The 25,870-nt window shown below is 73.3% G+C and carries 25 protein-coding genes; 11 read left to right on the forward strand and 14 right to left on the reverse strand.

Translation table 11 applies throughout. From position 1 onward, the window contains the following. Window positions 1-74: 74 nt before the first annotated feature. Together B085_RS0130250 and B085_RS0130255 are read right to left on the reverse strand one after the other, a co-directional pair. On the reverse strand, window positions 75-1,421 hold the full coding sequence (locus tag B085_RS0130250) for an FAD-dependent oxidoreductase (protein ID WP_026251597.1): 1,347 nt from the start codon (window positions 1,419-1,421) through the stop codon (window positions 75-77). Between the two features lie 143 nt (window positions 1,422-1,564). Beyond that, window positions 1,565-2,242, reverse strand: a complete 678-nt coding sequence (locus B085_RS0130255) for a DUF305 domain-containing protein (RefSeq protein WP_078620152.1) — start codon at window positions 2,240-2,242, stop codon at window positions 1,565-1,567. A 104-nt stretch (window positions 2,243-2,346) separates the two neighbouring features. Between B085_RS0130255 and B085_RS0130260 the strand changes: the two genes are divergently transcribed. Further along, a complete protein-coding gene (locus B085_RS0130260; protein WP_202470593.1) occupies window positions 2,347-3,720 on the forward strand; it encodes an LVIVD repeat-containing protein in 1,374 nt (457 codons plus the stop codon). Here the strand turns inward: B085_RS0130260 and B085_RS0130265 are convergent. The 6 genes from B085_RS0130265 to B085_RS0130295 all read right to left on the reverse strand — a co-directional run bounded on the left by B085_RS0130265 (window position 3,711) and on the right by B085_RS0130295 (window position 8,571). Further along, window positions 3,711-4,349: a TetR/AcrR family transcriptional regulator gene (locus tag B085_RS0130265; protein ID WP_026251600.1), complete on the reverse strand. Its 639-nt coding sequence runs from the start codon at window positions 4,347-4,349 to the stop codon at window positions 3,711-3,713. The genes B085_RS0130260 and B085_RS0130265 overlap by 10 nt on opposite strands. Window positions 4,350-4,503: 154 nt before the next feature. Beyond that, window positions 4,504-5,199 (reverse strand): HAD family hydrolase, encoded by a 696-nt coding sequence (locus tag B085_RS0130275; protein WP_018562357.1) that lies wholly within the window; start codon window positions 5,197-5,199, stop codon window positions 4,504-4,506. 40 nt (window positions 5,200-5,239) lie between these two features. Next, window positions 5,240-5,950 (reverse strand): phosphatase PAP2 family protein, encoded by a 711-nt coding sequence (locus B085_RS0130280; protein ID WP_018562358.1) that lies wholly within the window; start codon window positions 5,948-5,950, stop codon window positions 5,240-5,242. A 10-nt stretch (window positions 5,951-5,960) separates the two neighbouring features. Beyond that, window positions 5,961-6,899, reverse strand: coding sequence for a M56 family metallopeptidase (locus tag B085_RS0130285; protein ID WP_018562359.1), 939 nt, complete (start codon window positions 6,897-6,899; stop codon window positions 5,961-5,963). Window positions 6,900-6,971: 72 nt separating this feature from the next. Continuing rightward, the gene (locus tag B085_RS0130290) at window positions 6,972-7,562 is read right to left on the reverse strand and encodes a DUF5134 domain-containing protein (RefSeq protein WP_018562360.1); all 591 of its coding nucleotides are present in this window, start codon (window positions 7,560-7,562) and stop codon (window positions 6,972-6,974) included. Between the two features lie 103 nt (window positions 7,563-7,665). After that, the gene (locus B085_RS0130295; RefSeq protein WP_018562361.1) at window positions 7,666-8,571 is read right to left on the reverse strand and encodes a DMT family transporter; all 906 of its coding nucleotides are present in this window, start codon (window positions 8,569-8,571) and stop codon (window positions 7,666-7,668) included. Here B085_RS0130295 and B085_RS0130300 point away from each other — a divergent pair. After that, window positions 8,570-10,024 carry a PLP-dependent aminotransferase family protein gene (locus B085_RS0130300; protein ID WP_018562362.1) on the forward strand — a complete coding sequence of 485 codons (1,455 nt, stop codon included), beginning with the start codon at window positions 8,570-8,572 and terminating at the stop codon, window positions 10,022-10,024. The genes B085_RS0130295 and B085_RS0130300 overlap by 2 nt on opposite strands. 9 nt (window positions 10,025-10,033) lie before the next feature. Here B085_RS0130300 and B085_RS0130305 read toward each other — a convergent pair whose 3' ends face one another. Next, window positions 10,034-10,420: a VOC family protein gene (locus B085_RS0130305; protein WP_018562363.1), complete on the reverse strand. Its 387-nt coding sequence runs from the start codon at window positions 10,418-10,420 to the stop codon at window positions 10,034-10,036. Window positions 10,421-10,494: 74 nt separating this feature from the next. Here B085_RS0130305 and B085_RS0130310 point away from each other — a divergent pair, with 74 nt between their 5' ends. Next, window positions 10,495-11,331 carry a hypothetical protein gene (locus B085_RS0130310; protein WP_018562364.1) on the forward strand — a complete coding sequence of 279 codons (837 nt, stop codon included), beginning with the start codon at window positions 10,495-10,497 and terminating at the stop codon, window positions 11,329-11,331. A 40-nt stretch (window positions 11,332-11,371) separates the two neighbouring features. After that, window positions 11,372-11,917, forward strand: coding sequence for a GNAT family N-acetyltransferase (locus B085_RS0130315; protein ID WP_018562365.1), 546 nt, complete (start codon window positions 11,372-11,374; stop codon window positions 11,915-11,917). 44 nt (window positions 11,918-11,961) lie between these two features. On the opposite strand, the gene B085_RS0130320 is transcribed toward B085_RS0130315, so the two are convergent. Then, window positions 11,962-12,657: a glycerophosphodiester phosphodiesterase gene (locus tag B085_RS0130320; RefSeq protein ID WP_018562366.1), complete on the reverse strand. Its 696-nt coding sequence runs from the start codon at window positions 12,655-12,657 to the stop codon at window positions 11,962-11,964. Between the two features lie 228 nt (window positions 12,658-12,885). On the opposite strand from B085_RS0130320, the gene B085_RS0130325 reads away from it, so the two are divergent. From B085_RS0130325 to B085_RS0130335, 3 genes are read left to right on the forward strand one after another with little or no spacing between them, the layout of a single operon-like run. Further along, window positions 12,886-14,304: a DUF6421 family protein gene (locus tag B085_RS0130325; RefSeq protein WP_420706630.1), complete on the forward strand. Its 1,419-nt coding sequence runs from the start codon at window positions 12,886-12,888 to the stop codon at window positions 14,302-14,304. A 26-nt stretch (window positions 14,305-14,330) separates the two neighbouring features. Further along, the gene (locus B085_RS0130330; RefSeq protein WP_026251602.1) at window positions 14,331-15,095 is read left to right on the forward strand and encodes an SDR family oxidoreductase; all 765 of its coding nucleotides are present in this window, start codon (window positions 14,331-14,333) and stop codon (window positions 15,093-15,095) included. Further along, window positions 15,074-16,171, forward strand: coding sequence for a threonine aldolase family protein (locus tag B085_RS0130335; protein WP_018562369.1), 1,098 nt, complete (start codon window positions 15,074-15,076; stop codon window positions 16,169-16,171). The genes B085_RS0130330 and B085_RS0130335 overlap by 22 nt, the downstream gene beginning before the upstream one ends. A 79-nt stretch (window positions 16,172-16,250) precedes the next feature. Here B085_RS0130335 and B085_RS0130340 read toward each other — a convergent pair whose 3' ends face one another. Continuing rightward, the gene (locus B085_RS0130340) at window positions 16,251-16,520 is read right to left on the reverse strand and encodes a chaplin (RefSeq protein WP_018562370.1); all 270 of its coding nucleotides are present in this window, start codon (window positions 16,518-16,520) and stop codon (window positions 16,251-16,253) included. A 37-nt stretch (window positions 16,521-16,557) separates the two neighbouring features. After that, window positions 16,558-17,727 carry a sialidase family protein gene (locus B085_RS44275; RefSeq protein WP_018562371.1) on the reverse strand — a complete coding sequence of 390 codons (1,170 nt, stop codon included), beginning with the start codon at window positions 17,725-17,727 and terminating at the stop codon, window positions 16,558-16,560. A 293-nt stretch (window positions 17,728-18,020) separates the two neighbouring features. Here B085_RS44275 and B085_RS0130350 point away from each other — a divergent pair, with 293 nt between their 5' ends. Then, the gene (locus B085_RS0130350) at window positions 18,021-19,415 is read left to right on the forward strand and encodes a peptidase C39 family protein (protein ID WP_026251603.1); all 1,395 of its coding nucleotides are present in this window, start codon (window positions 18,021-18,023) and stop codon (window positions 19,413-19,415) included. 20 nt (window positions 19,416-19,435) lie between these two features. Here the strand turns inward: B085_RS0130350 and B085_RS45965 are convergent, their stop codons facing one another. Beyond that, window positions 19,436-21,361, reverse strand: a complete 1,926-nt coding sequence (locus B085_RS45965; RefSeq protein ID WP_018562373.1) for a M48 family metallopeptidase — start codon at window positions 21,359-21,361, stop codon at window positions 19,436-19,438. A gap of 78 nt (window positions 21,362-21,439) precedes the next feature. Then, entirely contained in the window at window positions 21,440-23,101 is a 1,662-nt protein-coding gene (locus tag B085_RS0130360; protein WP_018562374.1) for an IclR family transcriptional regulator domain-containing protein, read from the reverse strand. A gap of 145 nt (window positions 23,102-23,246) precedes the next feature. Here B085_RS0130360 and B085_RS0130365 point away from each other — a divergent pair, with 145 nt between their 5' ends. Genes B085_RS0130365 through B085_RS0130375 form a run of 3 tightly spaced genes read left to right on the forward strand, consistent with a single transcriptional unit; the run spans window position 23,247 to window position 25,863 of the window. Continuing rightward, window positions 23,247-24,017, forward strand: coding sequence for a CoA transferase subunit A (locus B085_RS0130365; RefSeq protein ID WP_018562375.1), 771 nt, complete (start codon window positions 23,247-23,249; stop codon window positions 24,015-24,017). After that, entirely contained in the window at window positions 24,017-24,673 is a 657-nt protein-coding gene (locus tag B085_RS0130370) for a CoA transferase subunit B (protein ID WP_018562376.1), read from the forward strand. Before B085_RS0130365 ends, B085_RS0130370 begins: the two co-directional genes overlap by 1 nt. After that, window positions 24,670-25,863 (forward strand): thiolase family protein, encoded by a 1,194-nt coding sequence (locus B085_RS0130375; protein ID WP_018562377.1) that lies wholly within the window; start codon window positions 24,670-24,672, stop codon window positions 25,861-25,863. Before B085_RS0130370 ends, B085_RS0130375 begins: the two co-directional genes overlap by 4 nt. Window positions 25,864-25,870: the final 7 nt, after the last annotated feature.

Raw genomic sequence — 25,870 nt, forward strand, 5'->3', positions numbered from 1 at the left:
GCAGTTGCCCGGGATCCCGGTGGGCGTGAACGGCCTGGTGATCGCGGAGGGGCTCCATTCGCTCCCCGCGGGTCTCAGCCCGTGGGGCGTGCGGCTGCCAACAGCCCTTCCCAGTCGGGGATCTTCACGGTCGCGCGGTCCAGCGACCGGCCCAGCGCCGCCTCGGCGGCCTCGATGGCCTCCCACCCGGTCCACTCCACCGGGTCCTGCCCCAGTGCCCGAAGCCCCTCCAGCGGATCGGCGGCCGTGGTGCGGCGGGCCAGCAGTTCCCGCGCGTCGGCGACCAGGGCCGCCGCCGTCTGCTTGGCGCAGGGCCGGTTGGTGCCGATGACCCCGGTCGGCCCGCGCTTGATCCAGCCGGCGACGTACTCTCCGGGCGAGGGCACACCACCGCGCAGCACACGGCCCTCCTCGTTGGGCACGATGCCGAGCCGGTCGTCGAAGGGCAGCCCCTCCAGCGGTACGCCGCGGTAACCGACCGACCGCAGCACCAGTTGGGCGTCGATGTCCTCCAGGACACCGGTGCCCCGCACCCCGCCCCGCCCGTCCGGAGCGGTCCGCTCGAACCGCACCCCCGTCACCCCGTCCTCACCGAGCACCGCCACGGGTCGCAGGAAGAACCGCAGATGGATGCGGCGCCGCCGGCCCGCGGCCGGCCGGGAGGCCCAGCCGCGCAGCACCTCCACATTGCGCCGGGCGACCGGTACGAGGTCCTGCGGATCGGTGTACGCGGGGTCGAGCTCCAGCTCCTCGGGGCGTACCAGCACGTCGGCGTCGGGCAGGTCGCCGAGCTCGCGCAGCTCCTTGGTGGTGAATTTCGCCTGCGAGGGCCCGCGCCGCCCCACCATGTGGACGTCCGTGACGCGGCTGTCCGCCAGGGCCCGCAGTACTCCCTCGGGCACATCGGTGCGGCGCAGTTCCTCGCCGCCCCGGGCCAGGATGCGGGCCACGTCGACGGCGACGTTGCCCACCCCGACGACGACGGCGGAGCGGGCGCGCAGCGGGAAACCGTCGGGAGCCTCGTCGGGATGGGCGCTGTACCAGGAGACGAAGTGCGTGGCCGCGCAACTGCCGGGCAGGTCCTCCCCGGGCACGCCCAGCCGGCGGTCCGTCGCGGCGCCGAAGCAGTACACCACCGCGTGGTACAGCCCCAGCAGGGCCCGCGGGGACAGCCCCGGACCCCCGACGGTCACATCGCCCAGGAAACGGATCCGGGGGTCCTCCAGGACGCGCCGCAGCGTGCCCTGCAGGGACTTGATCTTCTCGTGGTCGGGGGCCACCCCGTACCGGACCAGCCCGTAGGGGCAGGGCAGCCGGTCGAGAACGTCGACGGAGACGTCCGGCACCGCCTCCTGGCGGGTCAGCGCCTCGGCCGTGTACACCCCGCTGGGACCTGAACCGACGACTGCCACACGCAGCACGGGCGCCTCCCCTTCGGCGAGGGTTGGGTTCACCTCGGCGGCCCGTGTGCCGCCCGGAGCGGGCGGGACGGGCGGCCACGTCCAGCATCGCACCGAGGGGGCCGCCGGGGGGAGGGCACCGGAGCGTGTCGCGGTCCGGGATGTCAGCCCATGGCGCGCATCCGGGCGATCTCGGCGCTCTGCTGCGCGATCACGTCGTTCGCCCACTCGCCGACCTGGACGTTGCGGCCGTGCGTGAGCACGTCCGTGGCCATCGTCACCGCTCCGCGGTGGTGGGCGATCATCAGACGCAGGAACTGCCGGTCGAACTCGGCGCCGCGCGCCTCGCGCAGCGCGGCCAGCTGCGCCGCGGTCGCCATTCCGGGCATCGAGGCGTGGTCATGGTCGTGGGCGGTGCCGTGGGAGCCGCCGTTGGTCTTGAGCCAGGCCTCCATGACGTCGATCTCCGGGCCCTGCGCGGCGTCGATGCGTGCGGCGAGCGCCCGGACCTGCTCCCCCGAGGCGTGGTTGTCGGCAAGGGCGGTCATGACAAGCGCCTGCTGGTGGTGGGCGACCATGTTCGTCACATAGGTGAGGTCTGCCGGGTTCGGGGAGTCGTCGGGCAGGGCCTTCGCCGCCTCGTCCCTGGAGAGTGTGGTGGCTTTCTCACCCGGTGCGCCCGGCGCGATGACCGAGGGCGCGGCGGACGCGGAATCGCTCCCGGAACCGCCATCGCAGCTGGTCAGGGCGAGCACTAAGGAGGCGGTGAGGGCCAGCGCGGGCAGCGTCGCAACGCGATACGAGGAAAACACCAGAGCATTGTCATCTTTTGACGCGCACATGAGAAGGGCCATACTGCCGGGGTCCGCATGAAGTTCAATCGCGAACGGATACAAGGGAGGACGCGGTGAAGCGCTTACGTACAGCCCTCGCTCGCCCCGGACGACTGGCGACCCTGGCGGCCGCCGCCGTCACGTTGCTCGGACTGGCGGTCCCCGCCCCCGCCACGGCCGACGGGAGCATCCCGGGTGTCGACGAGGTCGTCACGAGCGCCAACGTCGAGCACCTGGTCAACATACCCAAGCAGTCCCTAGGGGGGTTCAACACCGACCTGGCGTTCCAGGGGAGATACGCCTTCGCGGGCAACTACGACGGCTTTGTCATCTACGACATCAGCCGTCCCACCAGCCCCAAGATGGTCAGCCAGGTCCTGTGCCCCGGATCCCAGAACGACATCTCGGTCTCGGGGAACCTGCTGGTCCTGTCCACCGACTCCTCGCGCTCCGACAACTCCTGCGCGAGCACGAGCCAGTCCGCCGCCGAGAAGTCCTCCTGGGAGGGCGTCAAGGTCTTCGACATCAGCGACAAGGCCAACCCGCGCTACGTCGCCGCCGTGGAGACCGCCTGCGGTTCCCACACCCACACCCTCGTGCCCGGCAAGCGCGACCTGTTCGTCTATGTGTCCTCCTACTCGCCCAGCGCCTCCTTCCCCGACTGCCAGCCGCCGCACGACGGCATCTCCGTGGTGAAGATCCCGCGCAACCACCCGGAGCAGGCTGCCGTCACGGCCTTCCCCGTCCTCTTCCCGGACGGCGGCAACCCGGGCGTCCCGCCCACCGACACCCAGGCCCGGGTCAGTGAGACCACCGGCTGCCACGACATCACCGCGTTCCCGAAGCTGAAGCTCGCCGCTGGCGCCTGCATGGGCGACGGCATCCTGATGGACATCTCCGACCCCGAGCGGCCGAAGGTCCTCGACCGCGTCCAGGACAACGTCAACTTCTCGTTCTGGCACTCGGCGACCTTCAACGAACGGGGCAACAAGGTCGTCTTCACCGACGAGCTGGGCGGTGGTGGCGGCGCCGAGTGCAACGCCGCGATCGGTCCGCAGCGCGGTGCCGACGGCATCTACGACATCGTCCGCAAGCACGGCAAGTCCAAGCTCGTCTTCCGCAACTACTACAAGATCCCGCGCCACCAGGCCGACACCGAGAACTGCGTCGCCCACAACGGGTCGCTCATCCCCGCCAAGGGCCGCGACATCATGGTCCAGGCCTGGTACCAGGGCGGCGTCTCCGTCTGGGACTTCACCGACTCCGCCCGACCCAAGGAGATCGGCTTCTTCGAGCGCGGGCCCATCTCGGCCGACACGCTGACCCTCGGCGGCTCCTGGAGCGCCTACTACTACAACGGTTACATCTACTCGAACGACATCGCCAAGGGCTTCGACGTCCTCAAGATCTCCGACCGGCGCACCGACAGCGCCCGGGGCATCAGGATCGCCGAGCTCAACGTCCAGACCCAGCCCGACTACCGCTGAGCGGTCCCGGGCAGCGGCGTTCCGCCGGGCGGCAGGTCGCCCGGCGGAACGCCGAGTTCCCAGGGCAGGCCGTACCGCTGGAAGGCGTCGGCCCTCAGCCGCGCCAGCGGCATGGCCGCGCCCGGGATCAACTGCGCGAACACCCCGCCCATGAGCAGAGCCCGCAGCATCCGGTAGTCCTGCTCGGGGTCCGCCGAACCCCAGGCCCGTACGGCGCCCAGCAGCAGTTCGGCCAGGCGCTGCCGTTCCTCGCACTCGCTGAACCCCTCCGCCTGGAGGATGCCTGCCATGTGCGCCCGCATGACGACCGGATGGCGCACGGGCAGCGCCAGGACGGCGTCGATCGCCCGGGCCAGCACCTCGCGGCCGTCGGCGGGGGCGGGCTCCCGCCTCAGCGCCGCGGCCAGTTCGCAGTGCATCAGCCGGTGCGCGGCCGACTGCAGCAGCAGCCGCTTGCCGGGGAAGTAGTACGACACCAGACCGCGTGCCGTGCCCGCGCGGTCGGCGATGTCCCCGAGCGTCGTGGCCTCGTACCCGCGCTCCTCCACCAGTTCAACGGTCGCCTGCAGCAGGCGCTCCCGTGAACGCCGGCGCATCGCTTCATTGACCGAAGGTCGCCGAGGGGACATGCTTTACTCCTGCGTTGACTGGCTCGGAGCCAATATACTCAGAGCCGGCCCGCCGTGAGTGGCATGCTCATGCGGGTCACGGGGGTGAGGTGCATGTACCCGGCGGCGCGGGGGACCGCCGGGTACCGCATCTCCGCCGGCGGCTCACATCCCGTCAGGCGGTCAGCTCCAGCACCGGCAGCAGCCCCGACGGGCGCTGCTCCACGGGCAGGTGGTCCACCAGGTGCACCGCGCAGCCCAGCGCCGCCGCCCCGCCGTCCGCACGCCGGTCGTCCCCGACCATCGCGACGCGCTCCGGCGGCAGGCCCAGCCCCTCGCACGCGATGCGGAACAGCCGCGGATCCGGCTTCTTGGCGCCGTGCTCGAAGCTCAGGACGAAGACGTCCACCAGCTCTTCCAGACCATGGGCGCGGAACACCGGCCGCAGGTCCCAACCGATGTTGCTCACCACCGCCACCGGCACGCCCCGGTGCCGCAACTCCCCGAGCACCTCCCTCGCGTCCGGGTACGGCGACCAGGCGTCAGGCTCCATGTGCCGGTCGTACAGCGCCTCGTAGGCCTCCTCCCACGGCAGCTCCACCTGCCGCGCCAGCGCGGTGAACGCCGCGCGGTGGTGCTCCGCCGACAGATCCCGCTCCTGCCACAGCCGCTCCAGCCGCGCCGGCACGCGCTCCGGCGGCGCGCCGCCCGGAAGCCCGCCGGCCCGTTCCAGGCGCTCCGCGTAGGCCGCCAGTTCGCTCTCGCCGAGCGTGACCCCCAGCCGCTCCAGCACCGTGCCCAGCCAGCGCCGGGCGGGCTCGGCCCGCAGTAGCGTCCCGGAGAAGTCGAACATGTATCCCTTGATGGTCATGCCCGCCATCCTCCCCCGAACCGTCGGGCGGTACGGCGTCTCAGGGGGGCGGCCGGTCCGGTTCCCCGGTGCCCGTGCGCCAGGGTTCGCAGAGCGCGGCCGTGCCCGTGAGGACGGCCGCCGCGAGCAGCCAGCCGCCCAGGACGTCGGAGGGCCAGTGGACGCCGAGGTAGACGCGGGTGAAGCCGACGCCGACGACCGACACGAAGGCGACGGCGCAGGCGGCCACGAACCAGGGGGAGCGGGCTGGCACGCGCAGCAGCAGCAGCCACAGCAGGGCGCCGCAGACGAGTGCGGCGGTCGTCGCGTGGCCGGAGGGGAAGGCGGCGAAGGCCGCTGAGTCGACGGGGTCGGGCCAGCGCGGGCGTTCCCGGCCGACGAGGGCCTTGGCGGCCTGCTGGATCACCCAGCCGAGGGTGCCGGCCAGCACCAGCCACAGGGCCTTGCGGTTCTCGCGCCGTACGAGCAGCCACACCACGGCCGCGAGCAGCAGCAGACGCATCGTCAGCGGATCCCAGACCCAGTCGGTGAGCACGCGGTTGAGCCGGGTCCAGCCGGAGTGCCGCACCGCGACGGCGTGCAGCTCCACCGTGAGGGCCCGGTCGGCGGCGAGCAGCGGCCCCCAGCGCGCCGCGACGAGCCCGAGCAGCAGCAGGAAGGCGGCGGAGGCCGCCGCGCACTGGCTCAGACACGCGGTGCGCAGGGCGCGGTCGGGATCCCGGACGTCGGACGGTGCGGGAGGGGCGTGCATACAGCCGAGGCTACGTGAGCGCCCCGATTCCCGGGCCGAATGCCACGACCAACGGCACGACGGGGATCAGCAGCGCGCACGCGGAGGCATGGGCGCGGCCGAGGCGGGTGAGGCGGGGCGCCGGGTCCAGCAGCCGGTTGACGCGGACCGGGACCTGCGCGTCCGGCGCCGGACAGGGGCCGAACACACCGCGGTCCTCGTTGAGTTCGACCAGGGCCAGCGCGGTCGTGAGCCGCCCGAAGCGGCGTGAGGCGATGTCGTCGGCGGCGAGCTCGACGAGCCGGTGCACCTGGTCGCGGAACCCGGCGAAGACCGGCACCTGCGGGAACCCCGAGGCCAGTGCGCCGGCGCAGTGCAGCAGGACGTCGTGCCTGGCCCGCGCGTGGCCCTGCTCGTGGGCGAGTACCGAGTCGAGCTGACGCCCCTTCAGGCGTCGCAGCGCGGCCGTGGTGATGACCAGTTGCGGCCGGGGGCCGGTCAGCCACCAGGCGTCCGGACGCTCACTCTCCAGGACGACCAGCCGCTCGTCGGAGGCGGCGGCCTCACCGGGCAGCCGTGGCGAACGGGCCCGCAGTTCGGCGCGGCGTGCCCGCTGCCGGGCGCCGGCCCTGCGGATCTCGCGGGCGAGCATCGCCGCCGTCCAGACGCCGCCGCAGGCCAGCAGGACCGCCAGATAGCCCGCCCAGGGACCGTAGCCGGGCAGTTCGTAGGCGGCGACGACACCCCGGGGGGCGAAGGCGAACAGCCCCTCGCGCAGCCAGGTCCAGGTGGCGGAGGCGCTGAGGGCCATGGCCAGGAACAGGCACAGCAGAACCGCGCCGACCACGCACTGCCACACCCACAGGGCCAGCACCGGTTCCCGCTCGGGCCAGGCGGCGCGGGTGAGCAGGCGAGGGGCCATGGCGGCCGCCACCGCACCGAGCAGGAGCAGCGCGAGCGGGACGGTCATGCCGCCACACTATGAGGGCGTCGCTCCGCACGGGTACGGTCTTCGAGGGGAAAGTGACGCGCCTCACTGCCGTCACAGGGTGAGGAGCATGGCGAACATCCCGATCGCCATGGACACGCGGCACGCCGAGGCCAGTTCGGGAGCGTGCGCCACCGGTACGGCGCCCCCCGCGGCCCCCGTACCCGCCGCGGCCACGGTGGCCGGAGCCGAGACCAGACGGACGCCCGCGGCCAGGACGTATATCGCGAAGTACGCCAGCAGCAGCCCGGTCGCCGCGGGCGTCCCGGCAGGGGCGTGGCCCGCGTGGGCCGCGCCGCCGACGGCGCCCGCCTCGGCCATGGCCACCGCCATGTAGACCATCGCCCCGGCGCCCACCGCGTGGTGCAGATGGTGCGCGTCGTGACGGGCCAGCAGCAGCGCCCGCACCGCGGCGGCGCCGAAGACCAGGCCGAAGGCCGCGGCGGCCCACCGCGGCGGATCGAGGACCGACACCGGCACCGCCATCGCGGCCATGCCCATCCCCATCAGCGCCTCGGCGCGCGCCACCCGGCGCTCCTCGGGCCCGGTGCCGGGGCAGCCGAGCCGGGTGCGGAACAGGCAGTACGCCCCCGTGGCGGTGCCGAGCACCACGAGCAGCCAGGCCACCAGCGGTGGTCCGTGCATGAGCGGCCCTCCTTCGGCTCCTGCGCGGAGGATGCCCGGCCACGGCGGCGCACACTCCAGCGCACGGGCGTACCGGGGGAGCGCGGCGGGGCCGTACAGGGCCTCAGCTGCGGGCCCGCTGGGTGACGGCCACGCACACCAGGACCGCCAGCGCGGCCGGCCCGGTCAGCGCGCCCAGGTCCTCGCCGAGCAGCGCGGCGGCCCAGACGAGCGTCAGCAACGGCTGCGCGAGCTGCAACTGGCTGGCACGCGCGACGCCGATGGCGGCCATGCCCCGGTACCAGACCATCAGCCCGAGGAACTGGGACACCACCGAGACCCAGAGCAGCCCCGCCACCGCCTGCCCGCCGAGGTGCACCGGTTCGAGCGCGAGCGCGACCGCCGCCGCCGGCACCGTCAGGGGCAGCGCGCCCACCAGCGCCCACCCGATGACCTGCCAGCCCGGCATGACCGAGGCCAGCCGCCCGCCCTCGACGTAGCCGGCCGCGCAGACCAGCAGCGACGCGAAGAGGAAGAGGTCGCCCGTGGTCAGGGCTCCGCCGCCCTGCCAGAGGGCGAAGCCCACCACGACGGCACCGCCCGCGACGGCGGCGGACCAGAACGGCTTCGACGGGCGCGTCCCGACGCGTACGGCGGCCAGCACCGCGGTCACCAGCGGCAGCGCGCCCACGACGACGGCGGCGTGCGAGGTGTCGGTGGTGCGCAGCGCCAGGGTGGTCAGCAGGGGGAAGCCGAGGACGACACCGAGGGCCACGACCGCGAGCCCCGGCCAGTACCGGCGGTCGGGCACCGGCACCCGCGCCGCGGTGAGACAGACGGCCGCCACGGCCGCGGCCAGCACGCCCCGGACGGTGGTGGCCGTCCAGGGGCCGAGCCCCGTCAGCGCCCAGTGCGTCGCGGGGAAGGTCAGGGAGAAGGCGGCGACGCCCAGTCCGGCGAGAGCGGTGCCGCCCGCGCGGCTCCCGACCGCTATCGGCGGAACCGCAGTAGCGCTATTCTGTGCTGTCATGAATGACGGTAGCAGTTCCGGAAACCTCGCGGATACCCTGCGCGATGAGCTTCACCGCTACTCGCCGGGCGAGAAGCTGCCGTCGAGTCGTGTTCTCGTCGACCGCTTCGGCGTCAGCCCCGTCACGGTCTCCCGCGCCCTGGCCGCCCTCGCGGCCGAGGGGCTGGTCGTCACCCGTCCCGGCGCGGGCGCCTACCGTGCCCGCAGCGCCGCCGCCGGACCTCGGGCCGTCGACACCTCCTGGCAGCAGGTCGCCCTCACCGTCGAGGAGCAGCACGGCGAACCCGCGCCCAGGGTCGTCGACGCCTCCGGCGTGACCGCCAGCCTCGCCGTACCCCCGCCCGGGGTCATCGCCTTCAACGGCGGCTATCTGCACTCCTCGCTCCAGCCCGGGCAGGCCCTCGGCGCCGCGCTCGCCCGCGCCGCCCGCCGGCCCGGCGCCTGGGACATGCCGCCGCTGGAGGGGCTGACGGCGCTGCGGGCCTGGTTCGCCCGCGAGGCGGGCGGCCCCGGCGGCGCCCTCGGCCCCGCCAACGTCCTCGTCACGGCGGGCGGCCAGGCCGCGCTCACCACCGCCCTGCGCGCGCTCGCCCCGCCCGGCTCGCCGGTGCTGGTCGAGTCGCCGACGTATCCCGGCGCCATGGCCGTCGCGCGCGCCGCCGGCCTGCGTCCCGTCCCCGTCCCCGTGGACGAGGACGGCGTGCGCCCCGAGCTGCTCGCCGACGCCTTCGCCGCCACCGGCGCCCGGGTCTTCTTCTGCCAGCCGCTCTTCCAGAACCCCACCGGGGCCGTCCTCGCCGCCGACCGCCGCCACCGGATCACCGAGATCGCCCGCGCCGCCGGGGCCTTCGTCATCGAGGACGACTTCGCCCGGCGCCTCGGCCACGGCGCCGAACCGCCGCCGCCCCTGGTCGCGGACGACCCGTACGGCACCGTCGTGCACGTCACCTCGCTGACCAAGCCCACCTCGCCCAGCCTGCGCGTCGGCGCGCTGGTCGCCCGCGGCCCGGTCATGGAGCGGCTGCGCGCCATCCAGGTCGTCGACAGCTTCTTCGTGCCGCGGCCCCTCCAGGAGGCCACCCTCGAACTCGTCGGCGCCCCCGCCTGGCCCCGCCATCTGCGGGCCGTCTCCGCGGGCCTGCGCGACCGCCGTGACGCGATGTCCGCCGCCCTCCACCGCGAACTGCCGGGTCTGACGGCCGGGGTCCACGTCCCCGTCGGCGGCTACCAGCTCTGGCTCCGGCTCCCCGACGGCACGGACGAGTCCGCCCTGGCCGCCGCCTCGCTGCGTGCCGGCACCGCCGTGGCCCCCGGGCGCCCCTACTTCGCCGCCGAGGCCCCGGCCCCGTACGTCCGCCTGAGCTTCGCCGACACCAGCGGCACCGAGGAGATCGCCGAGGGCGTCCGCCGGTTCGCGGCGGCCTGCGCCGAGACGGGCGTGGACCCGGCCTGAGCAGCGGGCCTAGGGGCGGTAGCGCAGCGGGTGATCGGCCGGCACCTCCACCACGCAGATCTCGATCCCGTCGGGATCCTCGAGCCACATCTCGACCAGCCCCCACGGCTCCCGGACGGGCTCCCGCACGATGCGCACCCCGCGCCCGGCGAACCGCCGGTGGCACTCCGCGACGTCCTCGACCTGGAGCCACAGCCGCAGCCCCGGGGCGGGCGGCCCGTCGGCCCGCCCCGAGACCTCCAGGAAGCCCCCGCCCAGGAAGAACACGGTGCCGCGCTCCTCCCAGGGCCCGAACTCGCGGTAGACCGCCAGCCCCAGGTCGTCGCGGTAGAAGGCGCGGGACCGCTCGAGATCCGTCGGCCGCAGCAGGATCCGGCTGCTCAGTACGTTCGTCACGGGCCCGAAGCTACCCACGCGCCGCCCGGAAAACCGGCTGACACGAGGTCCCCGGCTGCGCGAGGCTGCCCTGCATGGAGCACGGCCCCGGCGTGATCGCCCCGCTGTTCACGACCTGCACCCGCTGCGGCGCCGAGGCCGGCTATCACGCCGGTGTGTGCGTCATCGACGGCGTCCTTCACTGGAGCGTGCAGGGCGGCTGCGAGGCATGCGGGGCCGGCGAGGTGGGGTGCGGACGCGGCGAGGTCCCCGAGCACGTCAGCGCCGCCCTGATCGCCGCCCACGGCGAGGTGGTGCTGCGCGCCGAGCCGCTGCCCGGCACCGCGGCCGCGCGTGCCTTCAAGACGGTGCGCGAGGTGTTCGGTGTGCCGCTCGCCGAGGTCCGCGGACGGCTGCGCGCGCTCGCCGCGGAGGGCGAGCGGGGGACGGAACCCGAGACGGCGCTGCTGGCCGCCCGCCTGCGGGAGGGCGGGTTCGGCGTCACGCTGGAGGCCGGGGAGCCGCCCACGGGCGAGAAGCGCTTCGTGCCCACCTCCCCCGGCCGCGGCTGGCCCGCCAACCCGGCCGCCCACGGCCTACCGGTCCTCGCCGCCGCTCCCGCCCGTGTCGGCCGCGGCAGGGGCCGCGAGATGACCCTTGTCCCGGGAAGCCTGCCCGAGGAGTCGCGCGAACCGCTCGCCGACTACCTCGCGGCAGGCCGGGTACTCGTCGTCGCCGCGAGCCACGCCCCGGATCCGCTGGCCGAGGGGCCCTACGAGTACGTCAGGGTCGGGCGGGCCACCGACGGCACGTGGGCGTGGGACCTGGCCTGGGAGCAGTGGGTGCGCCGGCGGGGGTGCGCGCCGCCCGAGGAGTTCGTGCGGCACGTAGAGGCCAGGGGTTTTGTGCCGCCTCCCGGCACGAACGGCTAGCCTCGGGACGAACCGCCGCCGCCGAGAGGACGCCCCCGCCATGGAGACCGCACAGCCCGTCGCCCGCCCCGTCTTCCGTACCGCCACCCGTGAGGACGTCCCCGCGCTCGTCGCGCTGATCGAGTCGGCGTACCGCGGCGAGTCGAGCCGCACCGGGTGGACGACGGAGGCGGACCTGCTCGAAGGCCAGCGCACCGATCCCGAGGGCGTGGCGGCCGTCATCGAGGGCGAGCGGAGCCTGATCCTCGCGGTCGAGTCGGACGGCGCCGTCGTGGCCTGCTGCCAGCTGGAGAACCGCGACGGGCACGCCTACTTCGGGATGTTCGCCGTGCGCCCGGCCCTCCAGGGCGGCGGCGTGGGCAAGCTGGTGCTCGCCGAGGCGGAGCGGCTGGCCCGCGAGGAGTGGGCGGCGGACGAGATGCACATGACGGTGATCACCCAGCGCGCGGACCTGATCGCCTGGTACGTGCGCCGCGGCTACGTACGGACCGGCCGCACCAGCCCGTTCCCGTACGGCGACGCGCGGTTCGGGCTGCCCACCCGCGACGACCTCGCCTTCGAGTTGCTGGTCAAGAAGCTCGCCTGAGCCGCCTCGCCTCGCCCCGCCCGCCCCGCCCGACCCGGGCAGGGTCACCAGTCGGTGAGGCCGCCCTCGACCGCGCGCTTGACCGCCGGCATGTCGGTGACGACGCCGTCCAGGCCGAGGGCCCGCGCCAGCGCGAGGTCGGCCGGGGTGTTCACGGTCCAGGAGATCACCGAGATCCCCGCGCGGTGGCACTCCTGCACCAGCGCCAGGCTGATCCGCCGCAGGCTCAGGCTGACGAGCTTCGCGCCGACCGCCTGGGCCCGGGTGACGATCTCCGAGCCCATCGGGCCCTGGGCGACCAGGACGGTGCGCACGTCGGGCACCAGTTCGCGGATCTCCGCGAGCGCCTCGTCGTGGAAGGACAGCACGTCCACGCGCCCGGCCAGGTCGCGCTCGAGCATCGTCGCCGCCAGCACGCGCGCCGCCGCGACGTCCTTGATCTCGGCCTGGATCGGCTTGGTGACCGCGTCCAGCACCTCCTCGAACACCGGGATCCGCTCGCCGTGCCCCGCGTCCAGATCGCGCAGCTCGTCCAGGGTGAAGTCGCCGATCAGACCGGAGCCGTCCGTGGTGCGGTCGACCTTCACGTCGTGCATGACGATCAGGGCGCCGTCCTTGCTCAGGTGCAGGTCGAGCTCGATCTGGTCCATGTCCTCGCGCTCGGCGCGGACGAAGGAACGAAGGGTGTTCTCGGGCTCGACGCCCATGACACCGCGGTGGCCGACGGTGAGAAAGCTCAAAGGGGATCGCTTCCGTGCTGGGTGCTGCGCGTGATCGACGGACAGTCGGCAGCCTAGCGGGCCCTTGCGGCGCAAGGCCGAACGCGGCATGAACGGCGCGGCCGCCCGCAGGAAGATCCACGGTCCGGGGCCGCATCAGCGGAAGAATCTCCTCCGCCTCCACTTGAACGGGAGAAGCTGCCGTATATACGGTGAGCTGACAACAGGTTCTTCAGCGAAGGAGGGGTCGTGACGGAAATTCTGTCGCCGGTCGCGGCATCGATGGACAGCGCAGCCACCAGCGAGGCCGGTGTGTCCGGCGGCGGCATTGTCCGGCACCCGGCCTGGGCGGTCCTGAAGCAGGCGGTGGAGGAGATCCGCCCCTGGCAGAGCAAGGACGGCTCGATCGACTTCTCCGCGGAGGGCGCGCCCGAGCGCGCCGACGCCGAGGGCGCCCTGAACCGGGCGGTCCGCGCCATCGAGGACCTCTCCCCGCTCGTGCCGCACGACAAGGCCTACCACGAGGCCCTGGTCGTGGACCTGCGCCGCTGGGCCGAGAACGGCTTCGCGGTGCCCGACTTCCTCGACTCGCTGCTGGCCTTCCACCCCGCGGCCGACCGCCGGGACGGCCTGGAGCACCTCGTGGTGTTCCCGATGTACACGCAGAACGGCAACCCGGACCGCAACCTGGAGGCCGTCGCCCTGCGCGTCGTCTGGCCGGAGTGGCTGTCCGAGCTGGAGCGCACCCGCTACGACAACCCCCTCTTCGTGCCGATCACCTTCGAGGACTTCACCCCCGGGTACGACACGAACTCCGCCGTGCTCTTCCCGGAGACCGTCGCCGTCCGCGAGGCGCCCGAGCGCTTCACCTGGGGCGGTATCTTCTGCGACCGCGAGGCCGCCCGCTTCCGCGCCGTGAGCCGCGCCGCGGTGGACACCCTCGGCCTGGAACTCCCCGAGGACGCCCTCGAGCTCCTCGGCGACCAGGACCTCAGCCAGCAGACCTTCACGCTGTGGGACATGATCCACGACCGCACGCACAGCCACGGCGACCTGCCCTTCGACCCCTTCATGATCAAGCAGCGGCAGCCGTTCTGGATGTACGGACTGGAGGAGCTGCGCTGCGACCTCACGACCTTCAAGGAGGCCGTGCAGCTGGAGGCCGAGGGACACGGCATGGGCCGCTACGTCCAGTACGCGATCCTCTTCGACCGCCTCTTCCGCTTCCCGGTCACCGGCGACCGCGTCCGCAACTACGACGGCCTGGGCGGCCAGCTGCTCTTCGCCTACCTGCACAAGCACGACGCCGTACGCTGGACGGACAACAGGCTCCACATCGACTGGCAGCGCGCCCCGCAGGTGACCAACCAGCTGTGCGCCGACATCGAGAAGCTGTACCGGGACGGCATCGACCGCCCCAAGCTGGTGCACTGGTTCGCCGCCTACGACCTCGTCGCGGACTACCTCTCGCCGCACCCCGGTTCGGTCTGGGCCAAGGGCCCGGAGGCCCTGGACCTCGACCAGCCGCCGCGGAAGCTCGTGGACGACGTGCTGCCGGACGAATTTCCGCTCAGCATGTTCTACGAGGCCCTGGCGAAGAAGCTGCGTGATGTGATCGCCTCGACGAAGGGCATCACGGCCCACGGCACCGGCCAGGTGGCCGCGTGACCGATTCAGGCGAGGAGGCGGCGGAGATGACGGAAGCCAACGAGGCGGCCAGGGGACCCCTGGCCGGAGCCGTGATCGCGGTGGCGGGGGCCGGCGGCCCCGCCGGACGCGCGACGCTGCAGCGACTCGCCCGTGCCGGCGCCTGGGTCATCGCCGCCGACGCCAATCCGGAGCGGCTCGCCGAGGCCGTGGACCTGGCCCGCTTCGACGCCGGCGGCGCGGGGATCACCGGCGACATCGTCGACCTGCTCGACCTGGACGCCACCCGCGAGTGGGCGGGCCGCATCGAGAAGGAGCACGGCCGGATCGACGGCATGGTCCACCTGGTCGGCGGCTGGCGCGGTTCGGCCTCCTTCCCGGAGACCGACCTCGCGGACTGGGACTTCCTGGAGAAGCTGCTGATCCGCACCGTCCAGCACACCTCGCTGGCCTTCCACGACGGACTGCTGTCCAGCCCCGTCGGTCGCTACGTGCTGATCAGCGCCGCCGGTGCCACCCAGCCCACCGCCGGCAACGCGGCGTACGCCGCGGCCAAGGCCGCCGCCGAGGCGTGGACGCTGGCGATGGGCGACTCGTTCCGCAAGCTCGCGGGGGAGCAGGGCCCGTCCGCCGCCGCCACCGTCCTGGTGATCAAGGCGCTGGTGCACGAGCAGATGCGCAAGGAGCGCCCGAACGCCAAGTTCGCGGGCTTCACCGATGTGACCGACCTGGCCGACGCCATCGCGGACGTGTGGAACCGGCCCGCCGAAGAAGTGAACGGAACCCGCCAGTGGCTGACACCCCGCCCGTGACCGCACCCCGGACCGACGCGGTCCGGCACCACGACCCCCGCGTCCGGGGCTTCGCCAGCGACAACTACGCGGGCGTCCACCCCGAGGTGCTGGCGGCGATCGCCCTCGCCAACGGCGGCCACCAGGTCGCCTACGGCGAGGACGACTACACCGCCCACCTGCAGGACGTCTTCCGCGCCCACTTCGGCCCGCGGGCCGAGGCCTTCCCGGTCTTCAACGGCACCGGCGCCAACGTCGTGGCCCTGCAGGCGCTCACCGAGCGCTGGGGCGCGGTCGTCTGCGCCGCCTCCGCCCACATCCACGTGGACGAGGGCGGCGCCCCGGAGCGGATGGGCGGCCTGAAGCTGCTCACCGTGCCCACCCCGGACGGCAAGCTCACCCCGGAGCTGATCGACCGGGAGGCCTGGGGCTTCGACGACGAGCACCGCGCGCAGCCGCAGGTCGTCTCGATCACGCAGTCCACCGAACTGGGCACCTGCTACACGCCCGAGGAGATCCGTGCGATCTGCGACCACGCCCACGAGCGGGGTCTGGCCGTCCACCTCGACGGCTCGCGGATCGCCAACGCCGCGGCCACCCTCGGGGTGCCGCTGCGCGCGTTCACCACGGACGCGGGCGTGGACGTGCTGTCCTTCGGCGGCACCAAGAACGGGCTGCTGCTGGGCGAGTGCGTCGTGGTGCTGAACCCGGAGCGGGTGCGGGCGATGAAGCACCTGCGGAAGCTGTCCATGCAGCTCGCCTCCAAGATGCGCTTCGTGTCGGTGCAGTTCGAGGCGCTGCTCGCCGGCGACCTGTGGCTGCGCAGCGCCGGTCACGCCAACGCGATGGCCCGGCGCCTGGAGTCGGCCGTCCGTGCCGTCGAGGGTGTCACCGTCGTCCGCCCCGTACAGGCCAACGCGGTCTTCGCGCTGCTGCCGCGCGAGGTCAGCGAACGGCTGCAGAAGCGCTACCGCTTCTATTTCTGGGACGAGTCGACCGGCGAGGTCCGCTGGATGTGCTCGTTCGACACCACCGAGGAGGACGTGGATTCCTTCGCGGCGGCGCTGGCCGAGGAAATGGCCGTGCACTCCGCCTGAGTCGCAAGGCCCGAGGGGTGTACGGGATTTCCCGTACACCCCTCGGTGCGTCATTCCGCGCCCCTCATGGGGCGCCGGATCACGCGTTGACGCAGACGTTGCCGGCCGCGGGGTTGAGCAGCCCGGGGATGTTGATGGTGTTGCCGCACAGGTTGATCGGCACGCTCACCGGAATCTGGATGACGTTGCCGCTGGCGACACCGGGCGAGCCGACGGCGGCGGCCTGGGCCGAGGCACCGCCGTGGTCGTAGCCGCGACCGTGGTCGGACGCGGTGGCGGCACCGGCGGCACCGAGCACGGTGGCGCCGGCGACGGCGGTCAGGGCCGCGGCCTTCGCGATGCGCATCATTCGTTCTCCTTATGGAAGATCACTCTGTGGACCCTGCTCAACGACCCGCCGTGGGGCCGGATGTGGGAATCCACCCGTTCGGCCCTTGCGTCAACCGCGTAAACGTCACCGACTCGTACGGGGAGGTGATTCCGGTCTCGTAGAGCAGGCCGACCGTGCCGTCGGGGAGTTCGACGAGGTCGGAGTAGGCCGCGGGGAGGTCGCTGACGGGAGGTCCAGACGTCCACGACGCGCCCTGGTCGCCGCTGACCCGGAGGGTCATCAGGCGGCGCTTGGCGGGGTCGGCCGGGCCCGAGTACACCAGGGCCCCTGTTCGGGTGCGCAGTACGCTGCCCTGCACCTCGGGGCCCTCCAAGGCGCCCTGAGGCCGGAAGACGCCGGTGAGGGTGAGCCCGCCGTCCGGACTGTAGGCGTCGGCGCGGGTGGGGGCCGAGAACCCGCGGTCGTCACGGCTGTTGACGTAGACCCGGCCGTCCGGGAGTTCGGCCATGGTGCTCTCGTTGAGGTTGAGCCAGTCCCCGGGAAGCGCCTGGACGAATCCGAGGTGCCAGTTCTGCCCGCCGTCGTCGCTGTACAGGGCGTGGGCGCCGTGCAGCGTCTCGCCTGCCAGGACGGAGGTGTGGTTCGCGGGTACCAGCAGCCGTCCGGCGTGCGGGCCGCTCCTGAGGGCGATGGCGTGCCCCGGACCGGTCGCGTACCAGCGCCAGCCGGGGGGTTTGACCGTGGACGTGATGTCGCGGGGCGCGGACCAGGTCAGGCCGCCGGAGTCGCTGTGCAGTTCGTGCACGAGCCGTGCCCTGCCGGTGCCGCGGCAGATCAGCAGGACGACGCGGCCGGTGCGGGGATCGACCACCGGGGCGGGGTTGCCGAAGGTCTGGGTGCCGGCGTCGGCGATCACCTGGAGGGGCTCCCAGGTGCAGCCTCCGTCGTAGGAGCGCCGGAGCACGACGTCGATGTCACCGTCGTCCGCCGCCGAGTTGCGCCGGCCCTCGGCGAAGGCGAGGACGGTGGTCCCGCCGACGCGTACGACCGCCGGGATCCGGAAGGTGTGGTAGCCCTGCGTCCCGGACCGGAAGGGCACCGAGGTCGTGCAGGCCGCGGGAAGCGGCGTCGCCGCCTCGCCCACGGACGCGTGCCATCCGGTGGCGCCGGTGAACAGCAGGGCGAGGCCGGCCAGCGTGCGCCGGCGTCCGGCGGCGAATGTCATCGGGCGGTTCCTCCGGGGCGGCGTGCGGTCGGCCGGCGGCGCCACATTCTCATCGGTCCGTCCCGGTTGCGGTATGACACTCCGTTCGACGTTTATCCGGTAGTTCAATATGAGGAATTACGCCGAAACGGGCAGGGATATGCTTGACGATTCGCCGGGCCCCGCCTTTCTCTGTGTCAGAGGTATCGACCAATGAATGTGCCCGGATTCTTTCGGGGGTGCTGGTCGAAAGGCCCGCGTGGAGCGATAGTTGTGCACCTGTCGTCCATGCCCATGACAGGGGGACCCCCGCCATGACCCGACCGACCCCGCGTCGAACGGTGCTGGCCGCCGCCATCGCGGCAGCCACCGCGGCGGCGACCGCCCCGCGGGCCCTCGCCGCGTCCGACGCGGACGCGTGCGACCTCGCCGACGACGTGGTGGGCATGCCGGGCGCCCACGACGGCGACGCGGCCCCCGTGGACTACCGCGCCTGGACGCGCTGGGCCGACTGGCACCGCGGGCGGGGCTCGGGCACCGGTGTCGTGCCCGGCCCGCGCCCCGGCGTGGCCATCCTGCGCCCCACGGGCACGATCGAGTACACCGACCCGCACACCCGGATCACCGCCCCGTGGGAGACCGCCACCTGGACCTCTCCCGAGCACACCCCGCGGCACCCGGCGACCGAGATCGTGGCCTCCTGGAACGCCCGCACGCCTCCCGGCACGTGGATCCAGGTCGAGTTGCGGGCCGCCTACACCGACGGCAGCCGCTCGCCGTGGTACGTGATGGGCCGCTGGGCCTCGGGTGACGCGGACATCAGGCGCACCTCCGTCGACGACCAGAGCGACGGCAGGAGCAGCGTCTGGACCGACACGCTCTCCGTCGACGACCCCGCCTCGGGCCTGCGGCTCGCCTCCTACCGGCTGCGGCTCACCCTGCTGCGGACCCCCGGCTCGCGGGTCACCCCCACCGTGTGGCGGCTCGGGGCCATGGCCTCCGACATCCCCGACCGGTTCACCGTGCCGGCCTCGGTGCCGGGCGTGGGACGGGGGATCGAACTGCCCGTGCCGCGCTACTCGCAGGAGATCCACAAGGGCCAGTACCCGCAGTACGACAACGGTGGCGAGGCCTGGTGCAGCCCGACGGGCTCGCAGATGGTGATCGAGTACTGGGGCCGCGAGCCGACCGCCGCCGACCTGGCCTGGGTCGACCCCTCCTACGCCGACCCCCAGGTCGACCACGCCGCCCGCCAGACCTACGACAGCCAGTACGAGGGCTGCGGCAACTGGCCGTTCAACGCGGCCTATGCCGCGACCTACCGCGACATGGTGGGCGTCATCACCCGGCTCCGGGGCATGGGCGACGTCGAACTGCTCATCAGGGCGGGCATCCCGGTGATAACGTCCCAGTCCTTCCTCGCCACCGAACTCGACGGCGCGGGGTACGGGACCTCCGGGCATCTGATGTGCGTCATCGGCTTCACCGCGGACGGCGACGTCATCGCCAACGACCCCGCGAGCCCCGACGACGCCTCGGTGCGCCGCGTCTACAAGCGGGCGCAGTTCGAGACGATCTGGCTCAGGACGAAGCGCTACACCGCTGACGGGCAGCTGCGCAGCGGCACGGGCGGCGTCTGCTACCTGTACTGGCCCCTGCGGCCCTCCGGCCGTCAGGCGCGGGCACTGCAGCGGATCGGGGTCCTGTAGGCGCCGAGCCCCGGCCGCGTTCAGCGGGTGGGGGCGGGCCTGATCGGCACCACCAGGTCGGACACGTCGGGGAGCGAACGCAGCGGGAGACTGAGGCTCGGCAGCGGCAACAGGGAGGGGACGTACGTCGGCTGGTAGGAGGGGAAGGCCGTCCGCCAGTCCAGGGCCGGATAGTCGGTCGCTCCGGGTATCCGCGGGCCGCAGTCCAGTGTCCCGTCGACGATGCGGCAGAGTGTCACGGCCGGTGACGGTGTCTGCGTGTCGTCGTTGCCGCCGGCCGTCGCGATGATGGTCAGGACGAGGGCGGCCGCGCCCATCGTCACCAGCGTGGCACGGGTCTGGCGCTTCTTCCGCTCCTCCGCTTCGGGGTCCACGACGGTCGTGAACTCCCATCCACGGAAGGACGGCTCCCTCGCGTCGCCCGGTATCCCCTCGACCCACGGATTCGCCGGGTCTGGCGGCCCCGACCGGTCGGGGTCCACGTCCAGCAGCGTGAGGTGGAGCCGCAGCCGGTCGAGGACCGGCGGCTCGGAGAGCGCCTCCGCGACGAGCACGCGCAGCCCGTCGTCGGCGAGGCCGTCGCACACCAGGCGCGTGCCGCCGCCCCAGAGCGGGATCCAGGAGGCCCGTCCCTCCCTGAGCAGGGTGTGGCCCACCAGCGCGTACAGCGCCTCCGCCAGCTCCTCCCGGGTGCCGTCGAACTCCTGGACCAGCGGCGCCGGTCCGTCGTCGGCGAGCAGACGCAGCACCGTGTCCAGCCCCGGTAGCCGCTCCCCGGTCGCGCGGGACGCGGCACGCAGCAGGTCCCAGGCGCGGGTGCCCGCCACGCGGTTGGCGGAGAGCTCGATCCAGCGCTCCCACGGTACGGTCGTCTGGCCGCGGCCCGATGGACCCCGCAGCTCCTCGAGCACCCCTCCCAGGTCCTCGGGCAGCAGCCGGAGCGCCCCCGTGCCGTCGTCCTCCCCGGGCGGGACGTCGAGTTCCCCGAGGCGGCGCAGCCTGAGGCCGAGCGGGGGATGAGAGTCGCGCCGGTGCGAGCGGGTGCGTTCGTCGTCCACCGGCACGCGACGGACGCCCAGCTCGCCGAGGAGCGAACGGAACGCCAGGTAGGGGTTGTCCGGGTGCATCCCCGCGAGGGCGGACGGACCGAGCCACTCCCGCCGGAACCTCTGCCACGCCGACGCGGTGCCGTGCGTCGCGCGCAGCGCCGAGGCCGTCACCTCTCGTCCTGCCAGACGCGCGGCCGTACGGTCCGCCTCCAGTTCCTGATGGCGGCGGACCGCGAAGGTGAGCCACCGGAAGGCCAGCGTGTACAGCCGTACCGAGCCGCGGACCACGAGGTGCGGGAGGGAGAACCACCGTCTCCCGGTGTCCCACTGACCGAGCGTCGTGGCCAGTGCCACGTCGCACCGGTAGGCGACCGCGCCGAACCGGGTGTGCTGGTGGGAGAAATGGCCGAACTCGTGGGCCAGCACGGCCCTCAGCTCTGCGTGGGTGAGACTCGACAGCAGGGGCAGTCCCAGGTGGAGCCGCCGCTGCCCGGACAGCAGGCCCAGGGCCGCCCCGTCCTCGGAAACGGAGGCGTTGGCGTCCCCGGTCAGCAGCAGCACGTCCGGCGGGCGCGCCCCGACCCGCCAGGCGATGCCCGTGGCCAACTCCCACAGCGCGGGCGCCTCTTCGCGGGACACCTGCACCGCGTCCGGACGCAGGGGGGTCGACCGGGTTATCGCGCCCAGCCCCTGGGCCATGCTCAGCAGCAGCGGGACGGAGACCGCCGCGATGAGGACACCGCGCAGCGCGAGGTCCGTCTGGCCGTCACGGGCCGCGAGCAGGAAGAGGCCCAGCAGCCCCAGGATGCCGAGGCCGAGCCCCCCGATCAGGACGACGAGCCCCGCCAGCAGCACGATCGCCAGCAGCGCCCGTAACGACGCCCACACCGTGTTCACCGCCCACCCCCTCGCGTCCCCCGTGTTCCTCGATGATGCCCTCTCGCGGACGCCGCGGACCACTTGTCCACAGGCTCCTCAGCCGGCCGGCACGCGCGCGTAACGGCCCGCCACGCGCAGGTCGTCGCCGATGCGCGCGGCGGCAGCGAGGAGCGGGGGCAGCAGTTCGGAGCGCGACTCCTCCACGGAGCGGCGGCTGGCGTGCATGGAGACGTTGATCGCCGCCACCACCCGGCCCTCGCGGTCGCGGACGGGGACGGCGATGGACCGCAGGCCCTCCTCCAGCTCCTCGCTGACCAGGGCGTGCCCGTCGGCGGCGACCTCCTCGATGACCCGGGCCAGGTGCGGTGCGTCCGTGACGGTGTACGGGGTCAGCCGCGTGAAGTCGGTGCGCCCGAGGTGTGCCGCGCGTTCGCGCTCGGGCAGCCCCGCCAGCAGTACGCGCCCCATCGCGGTCGCGTACGCGGGGAAGCGGGTGCCGAGAGTGATGTTGACGCTCATGATGCGGACGGTGGGGACGCGCGCCACGTACTGGATGTCCTCGCCGGACAGCACCGCCATCGACGCGGAGTCGTGCACCGTCTCGACCAGTTCGATCAGGTGGGGCTGGGCGATCTCGGGGAGCGTCAGCCGCGACAGGTGGGCGCAGCCCAGCTCCAGCACATGCGGGGTGAGCCGGAACAGGCGTCCCGAGGAGGCGACGTAGCCCAGGTGCTCCAGGGTGATCAGGGAGCGCCGCGCGGTGGCGCGGGCCAGTCCGGTGGCCTCGGCGACGGCGGTCAGGGGGAGTTCGCCCCGGCCCTCGCCGAAGGCGGTGAGCACGGTGAGCCCGCGGGCCAGCGACTCCACGAACTCCGGCCCGAGTTCCTGCTTGGAGGCCCGCGTCCAGGTGGCGGGGGACGCGCCGCCCGGTGAGGGGGCGGGTGCGGCGGCCGGCCGGGAGAGGGCGTCCTCCATGGCCGCGACCGTCTCCCGCAGCCGGGGCAGGACGGCCTCGCGCAGCGAACCGGCGCTGTGCCTGCTGGTGTGGCTGACCACGCTCACCGCGCACACCGGCCGCCCGGCGCCGTCCCGTACGGGCACGGCGACGGCGATCAGTCCCGGTTCGATGAGCTGGTCGTCGGCGGACCAGCCGTGGGCACCGGCGGCGGCGACCCGCTCCGTGAAGGAGGCTGCGGCGTCGCCGTGCCCCCGTGGCAGCGCGGGGAAGCCGGTGTCCTGCGGGTCCGCCGCGCGGCGGCGGCGCCAGCGCTCCCAGTCGGCGTCGTCCCAGTCGCCCGCGAAGAGCGCCCCGGGGGCGCCGCGTTCGGCGGGCAGCTGGTCGCCGATGCGGAAGGTCAGCGACATCGCGCGGCGCCGGGTCGCCTGGTGGACGAAGCGGACCCCGTCGCCGTCCGGCACGGCGATGGACACGGACTCGTCCAGGCCGTCCGCGAGGGCGTCGGCGAGCGGTCCCAGCAGGTCGGGGAAGCGGCTGGCGGCGAGGTAGGCGTTGCCGAGCTCCATCAGCCGCGGGGCGAGAACGGCGTCGCGGCCCTCGACCCGCAGGTACCCGGTCCTGACGAGGGTGCTGACCACCCGGTCCACCGTGGAGCGCGCCAGGCCGGTGGCGCGCACGAGGTCGCCGACCGAGCGGCGGCCGTCCGCCGCGGCGAGCTCGCGCAGCACCGCGAGTCCCCGGACCAGGGGGCCGACGACCTCCTGCGGAGGGGGAGCGGTCGCGGTGGTCAGCGGTGTCATCAGCACTCCAGCGTGGCGAAATGTCGTCGAAACCGTACCGCCCCGGAACGTTGACAGAGCGGGCGCCCGAGGATCAGACTCGGCACGAGCAATTGTGAACTTAAGTTCACTGGACGAACAAGATGATCGAGAAAGTGGGCGCAGGATGGACAAGGTGGTCGCCTCGGCCGCTGAGGCCGTAGCGGACGTCCAGGACGGCGCTTCGCTGGCGGTCGGCGGCTTCGGCCTGAGCGGCGTGCCGAACACGCTGATCCAGGCCGTGTACGAAGCCGGGGTCGGCGGCCTCGCCGTCGTCTCCAACAACTGCGGCGCCCTCGACTCGGGCCTCGCGGTCCTGCTGGCCGCGCACCGCATCGCCCGCGTCACCGGCAGCTACATCGGGGCCAACAAGGAGTTCGCCCGCCAGTACCTCGCCGGCGAGCTGGAACTCGAACTGATCCCGCAGGGCACCCTGGCCGAGCGCCTGCGCGCGGGCGGCTGCGGCATCCCCGCCTTCTACACCCCGGCGGGCGTCGGCACCCAGGTCGCCGAGGGCGGCCTGCCCTGGCGCTACGACGGGGACGGAGGCGTGGCGCTGGCCTCCCCGCCCAAGGAGGTGCGCGCCTTCGACGGCGCCGAGTACGTCCTGGAGCGCGGCATCACCACCGACTTCGCCCTCGTGCGCGCCGCCAAGGGCGACCGCCACGGCAACCTGGTCTTCAACAAGGCCTCCCGCAACTTCAACCCGCTCGCCGCGATGGCCGGCCGGATCACCGTCGCCGAGGTCGAGGAACTCGTCGAGCCCGGCGCGATCGACCCCGACCAGGTGCACCTGCCCGGCATCTTCGTCCAGCGCGTGGTCGCGCTCACCCCGGAGCAGGCCGCCGACAAGAAGATCGAATTCCGTACCGTCACCGCCAGGGAGGTGCGGGCCTGATGGCCTGGACACGCGACGAGATGGCCGCCCGGGCGGCCCGGGAACTGCGCGACGGCGAGTACGTCAACCTCGGCATCGGCCTGCCGACGCTGATCCCCAACCACCTTCCCGAAGGCGTCGAGGTCGTCCTCGAGTCGGAGAACGGCATCCTCGGCACCGGCCCCTTCCCGTACGAGGAGGAGGTCGACCCCGACCTGATCAACGCCGGCAAGGAGACCGTCACCGTGCTGCCGGGCGCGGCCTTCTTCGACTCCGCGCTGTCCTTCGGGATGATCCGCGGCGGTCACATCGACACCGCCGTGCTCGGCGCCATGCAGGTCTCCGCCCGAGGCGACCTGGCCAACTGGGCCATCCCCGGCAAGCTCGTCACCGGCATCGGCGGCGCCATGGACCTGGTGCACGGCGCCCGGCGGGTCATCGTCACCATGACGCACACCGCCAAGGACGGCAGTCCCAAGATCCTCCGGGAGTGCGCGCTGCCGCTCACCGGCAAGGCGTGCGTGGACCGGATCATCACCGACCTGGGCGTCCTGGACGTCACCGACCGGGGACTCGTCCTCGTGGAGACCGCACCCGGCGTCACCACGCAGGAGATCCTGGAGAAGACCGCGGCTCCGGTGCACGTCGCCGTCGCCGCAGAAGGGAGCGCCCGATGAGCGGGCAGCTGCGTGAGGTGTACATCGTCGACGCCGTCCGTACACCGGTCGGCAAGTACGGCGGCGCCCTGTCGGGAGTGCGCCCCGACGACCTCGCGGCGCACGTCGTGGCCTCCCTGGTGGCCCGTACGCCCGAGCTCGACCCGGCCAGGATCGACGACGTCTTCTTCGGCGACGCCAACGGCGCCGGCGAGGACAACCGCAACGTCGCCCGGATGGCCGCACTGCTCGCAGGGCTGCCCGTCACCGTCCCCGGCACCACGGTCAACCGGCTCTGCGGCTCCGGAATGGAGGCCGTGATCCAGGCCGCCCGCGCCGTGGCCGTCGGCGACGTCTCCGTCGCCGTCGCCGGCGGCGTGGAGTCGATGAGCCGCGCCCCGTGGGTGCTGCCCAAGCCGGAACGCGCCTTCCCGGCGGGCCACCAGGAGATGTACTCCACCACCCTCGGATGGCGCATGGTCAACCCGAGGATGGACCCGCGGTGGACCATCCCGCTGGGCGAGAGCGCCGAGCTGATCGCCGACCGGCACGGCATCACCAGGGAGCAGCAGGACGCCTTCGCCGTGGCCAGCCACGAGAAGGCCGCCCGCGCCTGGAAGGACGGCCTGTACGAGGCCGAGGTCGTCCCGGTCGAGGGCGTGGACCTGCCGCGCGACGAGACGATCCGCGACAACACCTCCATGGAGGCGCTCGCCCGGCTGAAGCCCGCCTTCCGCAAGGACGGCGGCACCGTCACGGCGGGCAACTCCTCGCCCCTCAACGACGGAGCGGCGGCCCTGCTCATCGTCGACGAGGAGGGCCTGAAGGCCACCGGCCGCGAGCCGCTGGCCCGCATCCGCGCCTCGGCCGTCACCGGCATCGAGCCCGACTACTTCGGCCTCGCCCCCGTCGAAGCCGTCCGCAAGGCGCTCGCCAAAGCCGGCAAGGGCTTCGGCGACCTCGGCACCGTCGAGCTGAACGAGGCCTTCGCCGCGCAGGTGCTCGGCTGCCTCGCCGGCTGGCCCGGACTCGACCCCTCCATCGTCAACCCGCGCGGCGGCGCCATCGCCGTCGGCCACCCGCTCGGCGCCTCCGGCGCCCGCATCGCCGGCGCCGTCGCCCACCAGCTCGCGGCCGCGGGCTCGGGCACCGGCCTCGCCGCCCTGTGCATCGGCGTCGGGCAGGGCCTGGCCCTGGTCCTCGAACGGTAGGAGTCCC

Source organism: Streptomyces sp. BoleA5, assembly GCF_000373665.1.
Classification (GTDB): Bacteria; Actinomycetota; Actinomycetes; order Streptomycetales; family Streptomycetaceae; genus Actinacidiphila.

Bases quoted from the DNA above. Each gene is read 5' to 3' on its own strand.
- B085_RS0130275 (WP_018562357.1), bottom strand. From the start codon at position 5,199: ATGACCATCAAGGGATACATGTTCGACTTCTCCGGGACGCTACTGCGG.
- B085_RS0130360 (WP_018562374.1), bottom strand. From the start codon at position 23,101: ATGACACCGCTGACCACCGCGACCGCTCCCCCTCCGCAGGAGGTCGTC.
- B085_RS0130280 (WP_018562358.1), bottom strand. From the start codon at position 5,950: ATGCACGCCCCTCCCGCACCGTCCGACGTCCGGGATCCCGACCGCGCC.
- B085_RS0130300 (WP_018562362.1), top strand. From the start codon at position 8,570: ATGAATGACGGTAGCAGTTCCGGAAACCTCGCGGATACCCTGCGCGAT.
- B085_RS0130285 (WP_018562359.1), bottom strand. From the start codon at position 6,899: ATGACCGTCCCGCTCGCGCTGCTCCTGCTCGGTGCGGTGGCGGCCGCC.
- B085_RS0130330 (WP_026251602.1), top strand. From the start codon at position 14,331: ATGACGGAAGCCAACGAGGCGGCCAGGGGACCCCTGGCCGGAGCCGTG.
- B085_RS0130310 (WP_018562364.1), top strand. From the start codon at position 10,495: ATGGAGCACGGCCCCGGCGTGATCGCCCCGCTGTTCACGACCTGCACC.
- B085_RS0130370 (WP_018562376.1), top strand. From the start codon at position 24,017: ATGGCCTGGACACGCGACGAGATGGCCGCCCGGGCGGCCCGGGAACTG.
- B085_RS0130315 (WP_018562365.1), top strand. From the start codon at position 11,372: ATGGAGACCGCACAGCCCGTCGCCCGCCCCGTCTTCCGTACCGCCACC.
- B085_RS0130295 (WP_018562361.1), bottom strand. From the start codon at position 8,571: ATGACAGCACAGAATAGCGCTACTGCGGTTCCGCCGATAGCGGTCGGG.
- B085_RS0130290 (WP_018562360.1), bottom strand. From the start codon at position 7,562: ATGCACGGACCACCGCTGGTGGCCTGGCTGCTCGTGGTGCTCGGCACC.
- B085_RS0130365 (WP_018562375.1), top strand. From the start codon at position 23,247: ATGGACAAGGTGGTCGCCTCGGCCGCTGAGGCCGTAGCGGACGTCCAG.
- B085_RS44275 (WP_018562371.1), bottom strand. From the start codon at position 17,727: ATGACATTCGCCGCCGGACGCCGGCGCACGCTGGCCGGCCTCGCCCTG.
- B085_RS0130340 (WP_018562370.1), bottom strand. From the start codon at position 16,520: ATGATGCGCATCGCGAAGGCCGCGGCCCTGACCGCCGTCGCCGGCGCC.
- B085_RS0130255 (WP_078620152.1), bottom strand. From the start codon at position 2,242: ATGTGCGCGTCAAAAGATGACAATGCTCTGGTGTTTTCCTCGTATCGC.
- B085_RS0130350 (WP_026251603.1), top strand. From the start codon at position 18,021: ATGACCCGACCGACCCCGCGTCGAACGGTGCTGGCCGCCGCCATCGCG.
- B085_RS0130375 (WP_018562377.1), top strand. From the start codon at position 24,670: ATGAGCGGGCAGCTGCGTGAGGTGTACATCGTCGACGCCGTCCGTACA.
- B085_RS0130265 (WP_026251600.1), bottom strand. From the start codon at position 4,349: ATGTCCCCTCGGCGACCTTCGGTCAATGAAGCGATGCGCCGGCGTTCA.